This is a genomic window from Clostridium sp. 10cd* (assembly GCF_044336395.1).
Classification (GTDB): Bacteria; Bacillota_I; Bacilli_A; order Erysipelotrichales; family Erysipelotrichaceae; genus Clostridium_AQ; species Clostridium_AQ innocuum.
This window is the reverse complement of sequence record NZ_CP172347.1, coordinates 4,207,333-4,226,739: the sequence shown is the minus strand read 5'-3', so window position 1 is coordinate 4,226,739 and position 19,407 is coordinate 4,207,333. Positions and strand designations below refer to the sequence as shown.

The following is a 19,407-nucleotide window of genomic DNA, read 5'->3' as shown; positions in this document are numbered from 1 at the left end:
CCGATACACAGTTTCATGTTTGTTCCTGTATTTGATATTACCTATATTTAGTATTGTGAAATACCTTCCTTTTCGTTATAATTCCGCTCATAGAAGAAGTGGAGGGATGTCCTGAAAACCTTTATGCTACACCACCCTAATTGCATGGAATGCAATATGCATTCGTTTGACCCCAGAAAAAAGGCCATACGGACAGCCAGGTCAAATGCCGATTATTGTGAGTGTAAAGTCTTGTTGTTGGTTTAAAGCCAGTTTTATGAGTATCGATACTTGTAAGATCAATAAGAGTAGTAAAGGCAGATGTTTGTCGTATAGACTCAGGATATCCCTTATATTTTATTTTTATGAACATAGAATCATACAGCACAGCGGATATAACAGGATCAGTATGCACGTTTGCATATGCAGGTATTATACTCACTAAGAAAGTGAGGACATGATGAAAAAAACGATTATTTTTTGTATGGCAGCGGTACTGCTTTTCGGCTGCAGTGTGAAAACGGAGGAAAAGGAAAATTATAGTGATGAAATGAAGATTGCACATACAGTGGATCTCTCAGAAGATGACGGGGCAGACAGTGTGGAGCGTGAGGGTGATCAAAAGGAATCACCATATTTCAAGCATCCGGATTTCTATCATATGAAGTCTACCGATACGCTTACCTTGCTGCCGAAATTTAAAACGATGCAGCAGACGAGTGAATGGAGCTGCGGTGTGGATGCGGCACTCATGGTATTGCAGTATTACGGGAAGCTCGGTAAGCACAATGAGGAAACACTTGCGCAGCTTCGCACAAATAAACTGAAAAGTGAGGCTACCTCTTTACAATCCATGATACAGATTTTCGAAGGTGTTGGAGGGTTTCAGATTCATTCAACGTATGATTACAGGGAAAGCGATTACGATAAAATCAATCTGCGCATGATTCAGGATTTTTTAAAAAAAGGTATACCGGTTATGGTGGCATGGAATGACTGGGGAGGACACTGGCAGGTAATCATCGGATATGATACCATGGGGACGGAAACAACACAGGATGATGTTCTTATCGTGGCGGATTCCTATGATACAACAGACCATAATCAGGACGGCTATGGTATTTACCCTGCAGAACGTTTTTATTATAATTGGACGATGTATGATTTCTTTTCAAAGAATTACGGAATAGCGGAAAGAGATAAGCTGTTTATTGCTGTAGAGCCGAAAGCGTAAATGAAGGGAAGCTTTGTGCCTGGATGTGCGGAAGGACACTCGATATTTTAATGAAGGGGCTGCTGTCCTGCTTTAGGCATACTGCAGGTTGACGATTGTAACTGTTGATAGAGCAGAAGAAACAACACCATATCTGTTGCATGTATACAGTCAGATACATCACAGACAGGGAATATTCATAATATGGAAAGCAAGTTATGAATCGAGTATAAGCAAAAAAGACAGAATCATGAACCTGAGGAGGTTCTCAGGCTTGGATTCTGTCTTTTGTTATGAAATGGCAATCATCCTATGCAGATGCAGAGAATAGATGCAGGTCGTGATACTATGCTTTGGATATAAGATATGCATAGCCTTTTTATACATAGCAAGCTGTCCCTTATATCGTTGTATGAATTCCGCATCCTCTTTGAGAGAATCTGTCTTGAAATCAAGGATGATCATAAGGTCGTTTTGAATGCTGACAAAGTCCATATAGCCATGTAGAATTTGCGATCCGTCCTTAACCATAAACGGCATTTCATGATGGACATCCCCTCTGTATGCCGACAGATAATCCGGATCCTTTCCCAGCTGCAGCAATGTCTGAATATCCCATTCCTTCAGCTCCACCAGCTGCTGATTGGCGACTTGGAGAATAACATCACGACTCCATACCGGAGCCTGAAGTGCTTCTATCATTTTATGCATCATGGTTCCATAATCACTTCCCTGCATGTCATCGTCAAATGTAAACGCAGGCAGCTCCCTTGTCTCCTGTGCGGAAGCGGTTACCAGTTCAATGCTTTTGGATGGCTTTTCATATACCCGGAAAGGATGGTATACGCCCGCCTCTGCCTGCTGCACCTCACTGTGCCAGAGGCGGTGCACCTCCTTTACAGTAAAGAGTGGACTTGGGTTGCATAGAAACGTTTGTAGTATCCATGATGTATAGCCATTGCGGTTGTATACCTGTGACATGCTCAACGGATGCTTATAGGTATCAAGCTCAAGTATACAGTCAACGATATGCATCTGTGTCTGGGCACGGGTGGTTGCCACGTAGAGAATGCGCATCTCCTCCTCCAGCTCTTCCTTATCCTTTTTATGTTCCATGGCGATTCGCGGTATCGTTGTGCGGACATAGCGCTGCGGTAAGTCCATTGCCTTCATTGCCAGCCCGAGCTCGGAGTCACTGATACAGAAATCCTTAAATTCGATTGGTGTCTGCTTATCGGTAGACCATAGGAATACGACGGGGAACTGCAGACCCTTGGACTGGTGGATACTCATAACACGGACCACATCCGCCTCAGCGCCAATCGGAATCGCTTCTGCTGTCTGAGCATCCTTGATCTGTTCGATCTGTGAAAGAAAGGAGGATAATCCGGAGGCATACTGATCCTCAAACTGTACAGCCTTTTCAAACAGCAGATCCAGATTGGTTTTTTCCTGAATGCTTGTATGCAGACGATAATAATCCTGCATCTCATACAGTTTATTTATGAGCTCACTGATGCGCAGCCTGCCATGTTGGAAAATCAGCTCCTGTAATATTTCAAATCCGGGAAACGGATGCTCACAGAACCAGGAATAATACGATTGTCCCTTTTCCTTCTGCAGCTTGGCCTGTGCGAAATCCATAGTTGATTTACGAAAAAGCGGTGACAGCATAGTGGCAGTAAAGCTGATATCATCGTGCGGATGCAAAATACACTTCATTGCGGACAGAATCACCTGTACGGCATTGGATTGATAGAATCCGTATTTGATATCAATGAAATACGGGATATTCAGCTCATCGAAAATCTTCTTCATATCATCCTTGCGGGCATTTCCACGGACGAGGACAACAAAGTCCTTCCACTTTCGCTGCTCGCGCTCCTTAATTTCCAAAATCTGATTGGCAATATAGCTTGCCTTTAATTCATTTTTGGAAACGATAATCCCCTCTGCTTCCTTAATTTCGTTATGGTATACAGCATGGAAACAGATGGGAACATTATCCTCGTTCTGCGCAGGGACACCGGTTTCTACATCATCCTCTTTTGCATAGCTGCAGGAAAATCCATCGATATTCATCAACAGCTTAAACAGGTCATTATTAAAATCGACAATCATTTTCTTGGAACGGTAATTATTTGAAAGATAAATAACCTCATCAAATACTCCGCGATGATCGATCAGTCCCTTCATCAAAGACGGCTTGGCATGACGGAATCCATAAATTGACTGCTTGATGTCTCCAACACGGAATACATTGTTCTTTCTGCAGATCAGCATTACCAGCTGGTTTTGAACATCATTGCTGTCCTGAAATTCATCCACCATGATTTCAACGAATTTTTCACGATAGATATCAGCAACACGGCCACCCTTCGCCTGTAAAATTTCCAGAGCGAAATGCTCCATATCATCAAAGTCGATGACCTTATGCTCTTCCTTTATCCTTGCATAGGCGCTGCGATAATCCCTGCACATGTCCACCAGCTTTTTTATATAAGGATACAAGTAGCGGATATCACGCATAAATTCATCCTCACTGAACAGGATTTCCAGTTGTGCATCCTCTAAAGCAAGAAGACTTTTTCTCAGGCGGGCATATTCCTTATCCTCCTTATCCGGGCTTGGAGGTACAACGGCGTGTACAATGGCGAGAAAGGCAGCGCGGTAAGCCTGATAATCCTGATTTTGCAAGGCCTGATGCAGGTCCTGAAGAGCAAGCAGCTTCTGTTCCACTATAGCGTGTTTTTTTACCTGATCATCATATTTTAACCGGTAAAGCTCATCTATACGGACCAGCGTTTCTTCATAACGTGCAGTTTGCACAACGAGATATTCAAAGAAATTCTCATAAATCTCTTTTGGTAAATCCTCCAGCAGACGCTTTTCATGATAATTCTCTGCCAGAGAATCCAGCCAGGCTTCCGGATCGGATTTGCTGGAGGCCAGTCCTGCAAGATTCATAATCATGGTACGCAGGGCCTCATCGTTTTCCGCTCTTGCTGAAAACATCTGACACAGCTGCAGAAAGCTTGCATCCTGCAGCTGATACTGTTTCGCAAAGGCTTCCTCCAGGGACTGCTGCTGAAACAGAACCATCGTTCCGTTATCCATAATGCTTTTGATACGCTGCGGATCCAGTCCGAGAATGTAATAATATTCCTGTATGATGGAAAGGCAGAAGGAATGGATGGTTGATATATGTGCTGTCTGTATACCCGTCAGCTGTCTGGTGATATAGCTTTTCTCTTCTTCTGTTCGGGCAGCGGTCAACGCCTTCTGCAGCTCTGTGGCCAGACGCTTTTTCATTTCGTTTGCGGCAGCTTCCGTGAAGGTCATGGCAAGAATGGAGTCAATGGAGACATGATCCTTCATGACCAGATCCATCAGACGTGCAATCAGCACGGTGGTCTTCCCGCTTCCTGCAGATGCGGATACCAGGATGTTGTGTTCCTTTGTCTGAATCGCCTTCAGCTGCATGGGATTCCATTCAGGCATCTTCTTCACGTCCTTTCTGTTGCTGATAGATATCGTCCTCTACCTCCACCAGCTGTGTTTTTTCTGCATATATGCCCTTAAATCGGCAGATTTCATAATAGCTGCAAAACATACAGGCCTCTTCCATCGGCAAACAGCGAATGTCCCCGTTTATGATTCTGTTACCGATCATTTGATACATTTTTGTAAAATAACGTTCGATACTGCCGAGATCATACAACTTGCGCGGCTTTATGATCCCCTCCTTATTCTGACTCACACCAACAATGTGTGCGCCGTTGTCATCCAGTGCCTGTATATCACTGTCCATGACCCAGCCGTTCATGCGGTGTGCCTTGTGACGGATTTCTTCATATTCCTCTTTACTGGATGGAAGATGTGTTACCGGTTTTCTCCGGGACAGCTTGCCTGCCGTATAAGGGATATTTTCATTTTTTAACGAAACGTAGAAGGATCCAATAACACGTTTATGAAATTCTTTACTGCAGACGATGGAATAGGTTAGCAGCTGCAGCTGCAAGGCGGCAAATACGTTAGCCTCCGACAGCATTTTGGCAGAGCTTTTATAATCCAGAATACATAAGAATTCATCCGACGCATCGATGCGGTCAATATATCCCTTTAATGCGAGGCTGATGTCATCCCCTAAGGGAATGCTGTAATGAAACTCCTTCTCACGCAAATACGGAGATAATATGGAATGCTGTTCAAAGTCATCCAGCAAGCCCAAGGTCTGTGTCATAGAGGTAAGTATCCGCTGTGCTACATTTTCCAGCTTTTTTTCCAGAGATGGAAACACATCCTGCATAATCCGAATTTCCTTCATCAGCACTTCTTCGATTTTTTCCTCTGCCACCTTTGTATAGGCCTTCCCATATTTCCCTGTAAAGGTCTCCAGAAGGTAATGTGCGAGAGTGCCGGCATAGGAATCCGGAAAGCCGACCTTCATCGGTCCCGCAAGGAAAGACCATAGCGCAGAAAGTAAGAGAACGGGCATTTAACATAGCGTTCCAGAGCGGAAATGGAGCCCCGGATCATTTTATCTTTAACAAACAGAGCCTGTGCCATTTCAGGAGACAATGTAATGTTGGTGGAAACAGGTTCATAGCTGCTATACAGCGGATAAGCTACTGAACCCGCTTTTGGATTCGCATGCTGCTTCTGGACATAGTCCTCAATTTCCAGGGCAGCCTCCATTCCTTTTCCCTCATAGGTGCCGAGCGGATAGGATACATATACGGATGGTGCTGCGTACAGCATTGCGGATATCTGTTTCAGATAAAACTGATAACGTCGTTCCATGGAAGGATAGGCTGAAATCAATGCGTGATAGTTCTCATCGAAAATGCCTTTTTTTGTTTGAAAGGCAGGATAGTCTTTTTGTGTACATCCCAGAACAAATAAATGCTTTCGGCAGAAGGGGGACTGGCGCAGATCACAGACGATGGCTCCGCTTCTTTCTGTGGGAGCACTGCTTTGTGTCATACCGTCAAGGAAATAGAGAAAAAATGCAATATCCTCTTTTTCTAATATATAAGGATGGAGCTCCTTCAGCATCGCCTCAATATCCAGAAGAATTTTGGTATCTGCATCGTCCCTGCGCAGAGATTCTCTGACATAGGAAGCAGCGGTCTGTATCATCGCTTCCATCGATATCGGCTGTTTCAGCGGACGCAGATAGACCACCAGCTGTTGACGAACCAGCTCAGCCTCTTCTTCCAGCTTTTGCAGCTTGGCCAGCTCAAGTGCATCGAGAATATGTCCCTCATCCTCAATCTGCTGTAAATGGTCAAAGGCTTCCTCGATATCACAGGAGAATACATCCAGATAATCCTTCAGCTTCTGCAGCTGTTCCATGTGTACGACACCGCAATCCAGAACACGGAGAAGATTTTCCGTATCCGGCTTCAGATAATAAGAGAACAATGCGGAAAAGCGGTGTGGCAGTATACTCGCATGGGAATCCTGCAGCAGTGTATACGGTATTTGATAACGCTGGAAAATCTGTGCAAGAATCGGCTTATAGGTTGCATTGGCAAGGGTGATATGAATATCATCCGCATCCAGATCGTGCTCGATAATATATTGTGCACATGCTTCGATTTCCTGGCGCTTGTTTACAGCATGGAAAAACAATGGCATTGGCTCATACACCGGCGGAGTACAGCGCTGTGCCCCCTGCGCAACCAGCGCCTGTATGAGCTGTTCTTCCTCCAGCGTGTGATACACATCCAGAATATGCAGATCATCCAGCCGCTTTGTTTTTATATTCGTTAATGCTGCACGCTGCTGTTTGGAAGGCACGGCAATATCCGTGAGCTGAGAAAGGATTGCAAACAGTTCTTTTTGTGCTTCACTTTCCTGAGGCAGTTCACTCTGGGGGATGTTCCAGAAATAAATGGAATCCAGAAACGACCTGCATTCGTTCAGAAATACCGGGGAGTCCGCCACCTCACGATAGATTTTCAGTTGCGGAAGGATTGTCTGTATCCGCTGCTTATACTGATATAAGGCAACATGTCTGGACGGTACTGCAACATTTGCCTGCTGCTGCAGCCATCCCTGCAGAGTGTTCAGCTTCAGTCCCAGCATGCCGCTGCGTGTTTTTAAAAGCTCCTCGCGCAGAGCTGCGTGCAGGTAGGCTGGGGCAATGAGGGTGCTGCCGGGACCCAATTTCTGTAAAAATGTCATATTGTACCTCCTGAAAATGTTGTTTTGATTTTTGGCGTGCTGCTTACTACAGGATAATCATATCATATTGCCCGCATAACAGCGATGAAAAAAGCTCTGTATAAATATGGAATGGAAGCGCGCTGCCTGTGTTATTTCATCTATAATCTATACGGTAGCTGATAGCTTTCCAACATGAGTAGTATGATTATAATATCAAGCAGAAAAAAATACAAATGAAAAACGATGGAATGTCATATTTTCCACAGGTGCAGAATGCGTAATCCCACAAACATACCTTTCCGGACCATATGGTAAAAAAGGTGATAAATAAAGGCTGAAATTGTATTTTTAGGCATTTTATTACAGGAAGGGATATGATAAAATACAAACGTTGAAGTAAGTTGGGAAGTGATGATGTGAAGAAGTATTTTCAATTTAAAAAGGAAGAAAAAGCTGTACTGGCAATCGGTATTCTGATGATTGCTGTTGTTTTGACTGCAGGACTGCTGAAGCAGAAATTTGTAAAAGCGGAAGCCTATGTGCCGTTGAAGGAGGAACAACAAAGCGTCAATGCGATTGCTGCCAAGAAAGAGACCTTTATCATTGAGCAGAATGCAAAGCTGAGTCAGAAGGCGGAAACCTATGTAAATGCAGATTCCGATGTATTAAAAAAGGTTAAGCTGGATTTGTCTGCGGTTGATGTTACAACACCGGGTACCTATCAGGCTGTTGCATCCTTACAGAAGGAGCGTGTATCCTTTGCAATTAAGGTTGTGGAAAACGCAAAGCCGGTTATACAGGCGGCACATGCGGATTTTCAGTTTGTTATTGAATCCAATTCCACAATGCAGGAGGTACGTGATTATGCTGGTGTTACTGCTGCAGATGCATCTGGAAACGATTTGAGTGCATTGATTACCGGATGGGATGAGGAGCTGCCTGTGGAAGCAAAAACAGTAACCTACCAGCTGAGTGTCGAGGATGCACAGGGGCAGCGTGCAAAGAAATCAGTGCGTGTGCAGTACCTGCTGCCGAAAGAGGATAAGAAGGATTAGTGCTGAAAGGTATATTTGAGAATGTGTATGAATGGATGCGGAGCTGTTGTTAGTTTTACAGCCTACGCATCCTATTTTTGTTTATCAGATATGAATATCAGTTACAATTTCCACTTTTATTGAAGTCTGCTGTGCCAACCTGTATTCGCCTAAGCGCTATCTATCCTGACGATCGTGTCATAAGGGCTATCTGGTATACAGTTATAAGACTGTATTATCATTCACCAAATGAATTTTTTTACTTCGTCTATACTCTGATTTTAAGATTTTTTTCTGTATTTCCAACAGGATATATGCTACACTGTAAATACAAAAAAAGGAGAGGTCGGTCTATGAGAAACTATATAAATAGTACAATCCATTCACATCTAATTCATCCGCAAAAGCCCCGGCCTTTCAGTAGCTCAACCGCCTGCTAGAAGCGTTTTTTCTTATGCTTTCATTCATTCCTTACAGTTATTAAATAGCTTACAGCAGCTGAACACCGCTTGTCGGCGGTAAGGACTGCCTTGTTTTTGTTGCATCTGTTCCTGCGTATGATACGAAACAGCAGGTACCTCTGTATGCTAATGAAAACAACAGCAGAACAAGAGCACCACCGGATCATATCCTTAAAGTACAGATAGCAATAGGAGAAAGAAAGGATATGATTATGACAACAAAAATGAAAACAGAAGCAGCAGCTATGATTAGCTGCTATGATCATAAAAAGAAATATGACATGTACTGTAAAAAGCTATTATCAAACAAGCAGATTCTCGCCTATGTGATGAAGGGCTGTATTCCGGAATACGCAGATATTCCACTGGAGGACATACCGTCCTATATCGAAATGTCTTCTATAAACACAGCAGAATGTGAATATATCGATGATCATCAGGTTGAGGTCACGGATGAAACCATACCGGGGGCACAGATCAAATACGATATTCAGTTCGAGGCGACAATCCCCATGAAGCATAAGAAAGCAGGCAGGAATACTCCTGCGGATAAGAAAGTTCGCATGATCATCAATCTGGAAAGCCAGGCAAAGGATGATCCCGGTTATCCTCTGATCAAGCGTGCTTTGTATTATTGCAGTAGATTGATGGCAAGACAGAAGCATCCCAAGGATGGATTTCAGCATTCGGATTATGACAGGATCAAAAAGGTCTGTTCCATCTGGATCTGTATCGGTCATAACAATCAAAAGAATGATGTCATCAACACCTATAAGATACAGGAAACGTGTGAGACAAAGATATGGCATGCCGCAAGGGAGGATTATGACTTGCTCACAGCGGTCATGGTGTATCCAAAGAAGGAAGGCATACGAAAAGCGCAGGATATTCCAAATGCGGTAGAGCAGGAGGATGAGAACAAGCAGAGGCTTTTAGAGCTGTTAAAGATTTTGTTTATAAAAAATCTCGTTATAGAGGATAAAATGGAACAATTACAGAAGACGTATGGTATACTAATGGAGAAGGAGATAGATAAGGAGGTTATGGATATGTGCAACTTTAGCGATTTCATTGAGCAAAGAGGCAAGGAAGAGGGAAAAGTGGAAGCAACACTACTCCATGTAAAAAAACTGATGCAGAAAATCGATGTCAGTGCGGTGGATGCTATGAATATACTGGATGTTGAAGAAGACATACGGCCTACGGTTCTGCAATCTCTGCATCTATCCTAAAAAGCTATACCTACAGTAATTTTTAAAGAGCTGTATCATCTCAGCTCTTTTTTGTACCACTAAAATTTGTTTATTGTTTTTGCAATATCATGAGATAAGTTGAATCTGCAAGTGAAAGAGCTTATGGGAACAGCAGCTGGAAGTACTTTAAAACGTGTTAAACTGATAGCAGTCACACTTTGCAAACCTTTTATTCTTTGTTATGTATGCTTATAAAATCGGTATAGAACACGCTTCATTCTGAAAGCACATAAAGGATATAATATATGTTTTTTTCATTATGCATATTATTACGTAGGAAGGAGCGATATAAATAATGTGTAGAAACCGCCTGCTTATGTAAAGTAAAATTCAGGAAATTCACACAGACATTTTGACTTTCAAATACTTATAACTTATAATCGCATTGAACACGTATCAGAATAAAGAGGTGAAAACATGCGGAGAAAATCCAGGGTAGCAGACACATTGAAGCAGCTCTGTGCAGACATCAGCCTTTCTTCCATACAGGAAGGCTATGAGGGGGTCAGCGCACAGCAGCTATCCGATTTCATGGGGATGGATCGGGCGAATGTAAGTAAAGAACTGAATCAGCTTTTTCAGGAGAATGCAGTTATCAAGATCACCGGAAGACCGGTTTATTATTTCGACAGGGAACGCATGGAGGTCCTGCTGGCGCATTCACTGGAACGTTTTGCTGTTTCCTCTCTGCAGGAATATTTGCAGGAACGAGGAGAAGTGTATACCGAAAATGATTTTGATAAGCTGATCGGCAGTGATAAAAGTCTGAAGACGATGATCAACAAGGCAAAGGCGGCTATGATCTATCCGCCGTTTGGCCTGCATACGCTGCTGGTGGGACCAACAGGTGCGGGTAAGACGATGTTTGCGGAAATCATGTATCAGTATGCCAAGGATCATGGTGTACTGCAAAAGACTGCACCGTTTGTTATTTTCAACTGTGCCGAATATGCGGATAATCCACAGCTTCTGCTGGGACAGCTGTTCGGATATGTAAAGGGTGCCTATACCGGCGCAGACAGGGAAAGTGAAGGTCTGGTGGAAAAGGCACAAAACGGTGTCCTCTTTCTGGATGAAATTCACCGGCTGCCTCCGGAGGGGCAGGAAATGCTGTTCATGCTGCTGGACAAGGGAGAATACCGCAAGCTGGGAGCCAATGAAACTAGCAAGGATGCCAGAGTGCTGATCATCGCCGCAACAACGGAAAACCTGGAATCCAGTCTGCTTCAGACCTTTTTACGAAGGATACCGATGACGATCACCATGCCTTCTCTGGAAGAACGCTCCATTGAAGAGCGCTATGAGCTGATTGAAAAATTCTTCCGTCAGGAATATAACCAGGTCAAAATTCCTATTCAGGTTAAGGCCAAGGTCATGCGGGCTTTGCTGTCCTACGATTGCAAGGGGAACATCGGGCAGCTGAAGGCGGATATCCGCCTGCTATGTGCCAACGGCTTTCTGGAGCATATATCCCGTCAGGATAACGTGATTCGCATTACTTTGTCCTTACTGCAGGAGCATATCTATCACGGTCTTTTAAATTCCGGCAAGCAGAAGGAGGTTGATGATTTTCTGACGATGCATGATCAGGAGATCTTCGTCTATGATCAGGAAACAAAGCTGGAACACTATGATGGCGAGTTTTTGAATATTTATGAGGAAATGAACCGCCGTTTTCAGGATTATGAGGCAAAGGGCTTTGACAATGCAAACATCAACCGTCATATGCGCATGTATATCGAAACCTATATCAAAACCTTAAGCAATCAGATTGAGGAATCCGGGAGTGAAGCAATGCTTTACAAAATTGTACCGATTCATGTATATCATGCAGTAGAGGTTGCCCTGCAGCTGGCTCAGCAGCGACTTGGCTATCCGATTTCCAAAAAGGTGTATACGGCAATGGCGCTGCATATATCCGCACTGATGGAAAACAAGCGTAAGGAGCATGAGCTGAATGCAAACATCTACGACGTTCTCAGTGAAAATCCGAATGAATATCATGTGGCAATGGAAATCATGAGCTTCCTGCAGAAGGAGCTGGAAATTCCGTTTCCGCCGCAGGAAATCGTCTTCTTTACAATGTTTCTGTGTATTGAAAAGGATAAGCCGCAGGTAAACGGAGCGATTGCACTTCTTGCACTGGCACATGGAAACGGTGTGGCACGCAATATGGTGGATGTTGCCAACGCGCTGCTGGACACACGCCATGGTCATGCGCTTGATATGAGCCTGCATCAGAGTGTGGATGATTTTCTGGAAACGGTGACACGCAAAGTGAAGGAAATTGATGAGGGAAAGGGGGTGTTCATTCTTGTCGATATGGGCTCCCTGCTATCCTTTGGGGAAATCATTACACAGAAAACAGGAATTCCAACAAAGACAATCGATATGATATCCACACCGTTTGTACTGGAAGCTTTGCGGAAAACGATGCTGAGCGAATATACACTGGACGATTTGTATCGCGAGCTGCGAAGCTATACTCCGTATATCGGAAAGCTGTACTCCAAGGAAATCAAGCAAAAGGCCCTGCACCAGAATGTCATTGTAACGACCTGTCTGAGCGGCGAAGGGGCAGCGGTTAAGCTGGGAGAGCTGATTCGCTCCGCCATTCCTGCCATAGACGAATATCATATCGATATTGTTGCATGCAATACGGAATCCTTTAAAGAAAAGCATCTGGAAAATAAACGTATTCTTGCCGTTGTCGGTGCCAGAGATCTGCATCTGGAGGATACGCTGTACATTTCCAGTGATAAAATCATTCTGGAGGACGGTTTGGCAAAAATCGCACAAATCATATCCACAGCACTTGGGGTTGAAGACAGGGAGCCGGTTTCCTCCAATATCGTCATGAATAATTTTCTGAAGGAATCGCTTGTGTTCCTTGACCCGATAAAAGCAGATGATGTGATACGCAAATCCTTCCAGGTCATATCCAAAATGTGGGATATTGACGACTATAACCGGATACTGATTGGTTATATGATGCATGTCGGATGTATGATTGAGCGCTGTATTCGTGGTGCGGAGATGGAATATGATGCCTGTCAGGAACGTATTCAGCGAAATGAAAAGCTGTATCGTCTTGTCCGTACAGCGATGAAAATCATTGAGCGGGAATTTCAAATCCGCATCTCTGACACAGAAGTGGCTTACATCATGGATAACTTTGACACAGAATGACACACTAGCATACAGAGATGGAAAAGTGCTGATAAACAGGCACTTTTTTATTTTGGCATGGGACTTGCTAGTAAATGAGTGAAGGTAATAAGAAAGGAGTAAGTTATGGAGGATAATGTATGGGTCTTCGTCTGTACACATGGCAGATTCGGTGAAGAACTGATGAAATCCGCTGAGATGATTGCCGGTGAGGCAGAGAATGTATTTGCGTTTTCTCTGATGCCGGGAATGCAGCCGGAGGATTACAGAGCAATGCTGGAGAAGCAGCTGGAGAAGCTGGGTGATGGTAAGGTTCTGTGCCTGGTGGATCTGTTTGGCGGAACACCGTGTACGACATGTGCGATTCTGTCGAAAACATATGACATGCAGGTGATTTCCGGATTGAATCTGGCGATGTATATCGAGGTGACCTCACAAAGAAATCTTCGCCCTAGACAGGAGTTAGTTGAAGTAGGACTGGAAATACTGAGAGATAGTGGAAAAGATGTTATAAAATTGCTTAATGAGCGCAAATAAGGAGGTTTTTATATGGCTGATATAAATTTAGTGCGTATTGATTTTCGTCTGATACATGGTCAGGTAGTTACCAAATGGGTGAAACAGGCAAATGCAAATCGAATTATAATCGTTAATGATATGCTGGCTAAGGATGAGTTTTTAGCTAGTGTTTATAAAATGGCTGCTCCATCTAATGTTAAGGTAGATATTTTTACAGTAGATGATGCAATGGCTAAGTGGACAACAGATCAGTTCGGAGAAGGTAAAGTTTTGCTCTTATTTAAAAACGTTAGTGATATACGAAATCTTCAGAGGCTAGGCTTCCCTCTTCCTGAGGTACAAATTGGAGGGCTTGGTGGAGGTTCTGGTAGAATCAATACTTCCAGTGGAATCTCGTTTGATGCAAAGGATGTACAACTTTTGAAGGAAATGATAGCGGAAGGAAGTGATATTCACATACAGGTTGTACCAACACAGCAGAAATATGAAATAGAGAAAGTGATTGAAAAATTAGAGTTCAATGAATAGAGGAGGAAATGAATATGGATACTAGTTTATTGCTGATTGCAGCATTTTGTGGGATTTGGCAGTTTGTATCAACGACAGATTTTGGTTATACCCTGAGTGATACTCTGGGACAGCCTGTTCTTGTAGGTGCGCTTCTTGGACTTTTAACTGGACAGGTGGAGCAAGGTTTAATGATTGGGGGATCTTTAGAGTTAATGTATTTAGGAATCATTTATCCAGGAGGTACTGTTCCAGCGTGTGCTTCTAGCGCAGCATTGGTAGCTATTCCGATTGCACTCCGTACAGGGCTTGATGCACACGCAGCAACTGTTTTAGCAGTCCCTTTTGGAATACTGGGTTCTATACTATGGAACGTTAAATATTCAATCAACTCAACGTTTACTATTCGCGCACAAAAAAGCGTAGAAAACGGAAATTATGCAGCAGTTACACGTAATGCTTCTGTATACCCACTTATACTCACGTTCTTTCTAACTGCTATACCGATTTTTCTCGCTAATATACTGGCGCCTACGCTCGTTGAAGGGGTAATCAATTCAATTCCAACATGGGCTATGCACGGTATTGAAGTAGCAGGCGGCGTATTACCCGCAATTGGTTTTGCAATGGCGGTGTATACAATTGGAAAAATGGAATTTCTACCATTCTTTGTAATTGGATATTTCTTAGTTATATACTTTGAAGTAGCTACAATGGGAGTTGCAATTTTCGGAACATGTATTGCTTTATTATATTTGTTCCTTAAAAATAAAAAAGAAAGGGAGGTGTAATCATGACAGCAGCAGTTAAGAAATCAAAGATTACAAAAAAAGAATTATTCAGAGCTTATAATAAATGGTATTGGCTGTGTGAAGTTTCACATTGCTATGATCGACTGCAGTCATTATCTTTCTGTGCCAGTATTCAAAATACATTACGGAAGCTATATCCAAATGATGAGGAGTATCAGGAGGCACTGCTTCGCCATTTGCAATTCTTCAATACGGAGGGAACTATAGGTTCTGTAATTCATGGTATTACGATGTCGTTGGAAGAAGAAAAGGCAGCAAATAAGGAAATTTCTGGAGAAATGATAATAGCTTTGAAAACTGGATTGATGGGCCCTGTAGCAGGAATTGGAGACACATTGATTTGGGGTACACTTAAACCTATATGTCTTGCACTTGCTACAACGATGGCTCTAAGCAACAATCTAATTGGTGCATTCTTCGTATTGTTATTTCCTTTGGCTGGATATTTCATTGGCTACTATATGTGCCGTCTGGGATATTCACTTGGCCGTAACGCTATCAGTAAGCTTATACAAAGTGGACTAATGAATCGAATAATTGATGCCTGCAGTATCCTAGGGCTAATGATGATGGGAGCGTTGTCTGCAAGTTTTGTATCACTAACAACAACGGCAGGTTTTAAATTGGAAAATAGTGATCCGATTTTACTTCAGAATATATTAGATGGTATTATGCCAGGGTTATTGCCTTTTGCTGTGATTACAGGTATTTATTTTTACATGAAGAAAAAAGGTACAAAGTATGGCGGTATCCTAATTGGTATTATTATTGCTTCACTTATACTGTCATTCTTTGATATAGTTTAAACAAGATCTTAAAAACTATTAAATTAGGGGAGATTTTATATGGAAATATTAAAAAAAAAGGTTAATTTATTTATAGATGAACACTTTGATCATCTGTGGAAGCTGGCCTCCTATATCCATGCAAATCCTGAAATTGCCTTTGAAGAGAAGAAAGCTGCACATGCGCTTTCTTCTTATCTGCAGGAGCAGGGATTTGCTGTGAAGACGGGAATCGCCGGTTTGGATACGGCCTTTCAGGCTGTGTTCAAAAAAGGAAACGGTCCAAGAATTGCCGTATTTGCGGAATACGATGCATTAAAGGGACTGGGGCATGCCTGCGGTCATAACCTGATCGCAACCAGTGCGCTAGGCTGTGCAGTCGCAGTAAAGCAGGTTCTGGAGAGCAGTGAGCTGGAAGGCAGCATCGAGGTATATGGAACACCTGCCGAGGAAGATGGCGGAGGAAAGATCATCATGCTTAAGCAGGGTGTATTTGACGGTTTGGATGCTGTTTTCCTGATGCATCCGACAAGTGCCATGGCAAGAATCGGAGGCGAATGTGCTTCCTTTACCGACTTTGAAATAGAGTACTTCGGTAAGAGTGCACACGCAGAATCCCATCCGGAAAACGGCATCAATGCACTGGATGCGGCGAATCTGTTTTATCAGGCAGTGGGACTTGCCCGGCAGCAGCTGCGTGATTCTATTCATATCTGCTGTATCATAGCGGAAAGTGAACGGGATATCGGACGCATTCCGGATTATGCAAGGCTGGAGGTGGAAATATCCACCATGCGGGCAAAGGATATCGAAACCACCAAACAGAAAATCATAAACATTGCAGAAGGCATGGCACTGGCCAGCGGCTGCAGGGTAAGCTATAAGGAAATACCGGGATATTACGGGCGTATGCCGAATGCGGTGCTCGCTGAGCTGTGCAGACAGGAAATGCTGGCACTTGGGGAGCCCATGATGGAGGGAATGCCGAGTGATGCGGGTGGAGAGGATCTGGGAAATGTTTCCCGTGTGATTCCCGCATGCAATCTCTATATGACACTGCTTCCGGAAAAGAAGATATCCGGCCATACCGATCAGTTTCGCGAGCTCGCAATATCCGATGCCGGCAAACACTGTCTTGATATTTCCAGCAAGGCAATGGCAAACAGTATTCTGACGCTGTATCAGAACCCGAAGCTGCTCAAGCAGGCCAAGGAGGAATTAAAGCGCCGTCAGGAAGAGGAGGCTCGCTATGAATAATATCGGAGTATACGGACTGGGCGTCATGGGACAGTCGCTGGCACGCAATATCATGCAGCACGGCTTCTCTGTATCTGTATACAATATAGAAACAGAAATCACAAAGCAGTTTACACAGAAATATCCGAAGCTTTTCGGATATGAGTCACTGGAAGCCTTTGTCAACAGCCTTGAGAAACCGCGTAAAATCATCCTAATGGTAACGGCAGGACGTGTGGTGGACAGTGTCATTGCATCCTTGAAGCCACTGCTTGCGAAAGGGGATATACTGATAGACTGCGGGAATTCCTATTATGAGGATACACAGCGCAGAATGCAGTCCCTGCAGCAGGATGGATTTTATCTGATAGGAAGCGGTGTTTCCGGTGGAGAAAAGGGAGCCTTGCATGGTCCCAGCATCATGCCCTCCGGGGAATACAGGGCCTATTACGAAATTGCGGACATCTTTACTGCAATCGCTGCCAAAAATGAAGACGGCACAGCCTGCTGTACCTATATCGGAAAAGAAGGCTCCGGCCATTTTGTGAAGATGGTGCATAATGGTATTGAATATGCCGATATGCAGCTGCTTGCGGAGCTTTATGCAATCCTGAAAAGGCTGTATCCAAAGGATCGTGCCGCTGTGCAAAAGGCATTTCATCAGCTGAATCAGCATAATCTTGCCTCGTATCTTCTGGATATCACAGAGGATATCCTGCAAAAAAAGGAACAGGAGGAATGGCTGCTTGACAAGGTGCTGGATGTCGCAAAGCAGAAGGGAACCGGGAAATGGACAGCATGTGTTTCTCTGGAATACGGTGTTCCTGTGCCAAGCCTTATAGAGGCTGTGGAAGCAAGATTTCTTTCTTCCATGAAAGCCCAACGGCTACAGGCGGAACAGTGCTATGCAGGTACACAGGATGAAGAAACCGGCAATGAGCAGCTGGCTGCTGATCTGTATAAGGCGGTGCTGCTGGCAAAAACGAGCATCTATGCACAGGGCTTTTCCCTCATAGCTGCCGTGAATGCGCAATGCGGCTACCATATTGATACCAAGCAGCTTGCGGTGATATGGCAGAATGGCTGTATTATCAAATCAGAGTTCTTAAAGGATATATATCAGGCCTATGACAAGGATGCAAACCTTACAAATCTGCTTGTATCCGATCAGTTTACAGAGTATGTGAAACAGGGCAGAGAGGATTTACAGCGCATCATCAGCTTCGCTCTGCAAAAGGGCTTGTATATACCGGTTTTATGCAGTGTGATGAATTATGTCAATGGCTACACCACGGCAAGTCTGGAAACGAATCTGATACAGGCACAGCGGGACTGCTTTGGTGCACACACCTATGAGCGTGTGGATCAGGCAGGGGTGTTCCACAGTGATTGGCTAAAGTAAATGCGGAAGCATTTTCTGATATACGGCATGCTTACTCAGTGTGAATAGAAAAAAGAGAATCCAATCTGTTGTGTATACCAATAGATTTGGATTCTTTATGCTGTTTGTGGATGCTTGCAATAAGGCATCCGTATATCTTCCTGCTGTAAGATGGATGTGCAGGCTTGAATAAGCGGCGGTCTTTAAATGCTTATATAGATCGTCTGCCCGCTCGAAGGATTCGTTATGAACCCTTCATTTTTTTATATGCGGCAGGGAATTGTGAACGCCTGTTACTGTTGGCATAAGGATCATCATAGAAATACACCAGACGATACGGGATACCCTGATAAGACTGCAATGGCCTGTAATTACAAACGCTTTTATAAATTATAAATTTCGACAGATAACGACATCGGTTTACTTCTGGACAGATTTAAATTATTGTTAGTGTGTGGAATCAGAGAAATGGATGGAGGGAATTTTATGATGGATACATTGACAAAGGAATTATACGAAGAGGTTACAAATCTTTTGCATGACATGGGAACACCCGCACACATCAAAGGACACTATTATCTGCGCAGCGCTATCCTGGAAGTTTATGCTCATCCGGAGCTATTAAAGAATATGATGAATGGCTTATATGCAACGATAGCTGAGGCTTATGATACGACGCCTTCCTGTGTGGAGCGCAGTATCCGCAATGCCGTAGAGGCAACGCTGGATCGCGGGGATGTGGACTTTCTGTATTCCGTGTTCCGTAATACGATCAGTAAGAATAAAGGTAAGCCGACCAACCGGGAATTTATTATGATGGTTGTGGATGTCCTGCGGGTTCGGCATATGTAGCCTGCTTTGTGCTACTGGCAGAATGTATGGCTG

Annotated in this window: 14 protein-coding genes; 11 read left to right on the top strand and 3 right to left on the bottom strand. The window is 43.7% G+C overall.

Features of this window, described 5'->3' with window-relative positions:
• Positions 1 to 439 precede the first annotated feature (439 nt).
• Positions 440 to 1,213 carry a C39 family peptidase gene (locus tag ACG3M1_RS21080; RefSeq protein ID WP_009269894.1) on the top strand — a complete coding sequence of 258 codons (774 nt, stop codon included), beginning with the start codon at positions 440 to 442 and terminating at the stop codon, positions 1,211 to 1,213.
• A 270-nt stretch (positions 1,214 to 1,483) separates the two neighbouring features.
• Here ACG3M1_RS21080 and ACG3M1_RS21075 read toward each other — a convergent pair whose 3' ends face one another.
• From ACG3M1_RS21075 to ACG3M1_RS21065, 3 genes are read right to left on the bottom strand one after another with little or no spacing between them, the layout of a single operon-like run.
• The gene (locus ACG3M1_RS21075) at positions 1,484 to 4,693 is read right to left on the bottom strand and encodes a UvrD-helicase domain-containing protein (RefSeq protein WP_022300170.1); all 3,210 of its coding nucleotides are present in this window, start codon (positions 4,691 to 4,693) and stop codon (positions 1,484 to 1,486) included.
• Positions 4,686 to 5,642 carry a PD-(D/E)XK nuclease family protein gene (locus ACG3M1_RS21070; RefSeq protein ID WP_395814566.1) on the bottom strand — a complete coding sequence of 319 codons (957 nt, stop codon included), beginning with the start codon at positions 5,640 to 5,642 and terminating at the stop codon, positions 4,686 to 4,688. The genes ACG3M1_RS21075 and ACG3M1_RS21070 overlap by 8 nt, the downstream gene beginning before the upstream one ends.
• Positions 5,639 to 7,384 carry a hypothetical protein gene (locus ACG3M1_RS21065; protein ID WP_395814563.1) on the bottom strand — a complete coding sequence of 582 codons (1,746 nt, stop codon included), beginning with the start codon at positions 7,382 to 7,384 and terminating at the stop codon, positions 5,639 to 5,641. The genes ACG3M1_RS21070 and ACG3M1_RS21065 overlap by 4 nt, the downstream gene beginning before the upstream one ends.
• Before the next feature lie 398 nt (positions 7,385 to 7,782).
• Here ACG3M1_RS21065 and ACG3M1_RS21060 point away from each other — a divergent pair, with 398 nt between their 5' ends.
• From ACG3M1_RS21060 to ACG3M1_RS21015, 10 genes are all read left to right on the top strand, one after another.
• Positions 7,783 to 8,421, top strand: coding sequence for a hypothetical protein (locus ACG3M1_RS21060; protein WP_008816451.1), 639 nt, complete (start codon positions 7,783 to 7,785; stop codon positions 8,419 to 8,421).
• 646 nt (positions 8,422 to 9,067) lie between these two features.
• The gene (locus ACG3M1_RS21055; protein WP_054344297.1) at positions 9,068 to 10,093 is read left to right on the top strand and encodes a hypothetical protein; all 1,026 of its coding nucleotides are present in this window, start codon (positions 9,068 to 9,070) and stop codon (positions 10,091 to 10,093) included.
• A 438-nt stretch (positions 10,094 to 10,531) separates the two neighbouring features.
• Positions 10,532 to 13,303: a sigma 54-interacting transcriptional regulator gene (locus ACG3M1_RS21050; RefSeq protein WP_022300426.1), complete on the top strand. Its 2,772-nt coding sequence runs from the start codon at positions 10,532 to 10,534 to the stop codon at positions 13,301 to 13,303.
• Positions 13,304 to 13,408: 105 nt separating this feature from the next.
• The gene (locus ACG3M1_RS21045; RefSeq protein ID WP_008816454.1) at positions 13,409 to 13,819 is read left to right on the top strand and encodes a PTS sugar transporter subunit IIA; all 411 of its coding nucleotides are present in this window, start codon (positions 13,409 to 13,411) and stop codon (positions 13,817 to 13,819) included.
• 12 nt (positions 13,820 to 13,831) lie between these two features.
• Positions 13,832 to 14,329 carry a PTS system mannose/fructose/N-acetylgalactosamine-transporter subunit IIB gene (locus tag ACG3M1_RS21040; RefSeq protein ID WP_002606192.1) on the top strand — a complete coding sequence of 166 codons (498 nt, stop codon included), beginning with the start codon at positions 13,832 to 13,834 and terminating at the stop codon, positions 14,327 to 14,329.
• A gap of 14 nt (positions 14,330 to 14,343) precedes the next feature.
• Positions 14,344 to 15,099 carry a PTS mannose/fructose/sorbose/N-acetylgalactosamine transporter subunit IIC gene (locus tag ACG3M1_RS21035; protein ID WP_002606191.1) on the top strand — a complete coding sequence of 252 codons (756 nt, stop codon included), beginning with the start codon at positions 14,344 to 14,346 and terminating at the stop codon, positions 15,097 to 15,099.
• Positions 15,100 to 15,101: 2 nt separating this feature from the next.
• Positions 15,102 to 15,926 (top strand): PTS system mannose/fructose/sorbose family transporter subunit IID, encoded by an 825-nt coding sequence (locus ACG3M1_RS21030; protein ID WP_008816455.1) that lies wholly within the window; start codon positions 15,102 to 15,104, stop codon positions 15,924 to 15,926.
• 39 nt (positions 15,927 to 15,965) lie between these two features.
• Positions 15,966 to 17,162: a M20 family metallopeptidase gene (locus tag ACG3M1_RS21025; protein ID WP_009269888.1), complete on the top strand. Its 1,197-nt coding sequence runs from the start codon at positions 15,966 to 15,968 to the stop codon at positions 17,160 to 17,162.
• Positions 17,155 to 18,543, top strand: a complete 1,389-nt coding sequence (gene gndA / locus ACG3M1_RS21020; protein WP_009269887.1) for an NADP-dependent phosphogluconate dehydrogenase — start codon at positions 17,155 to 17,157, stop codon at positions 18,541 to 18,543. Before ACG3M1_RS21025 ends, gndA begins: the two co-directional genes overlap by 8 nt.
• Positions 18,544 to 19,008: 465 nt before the next feature.
• Positions 19,009 to 19,374 (top strand): sporulation initiation factor Spo0A C-terminal domain-containing protein, encoded by a 366-nt coding sequence (locus tag ACG3M1_RS21015; protein WP_008816458.1) that lies wholly within the window; start codon positions 19,009 to 19,011, stop codon positions 19,372 to 19,374.
• The last annotated feature ends 33 nt before the right edge of the window (positions 19,375 to 19,407 follow it).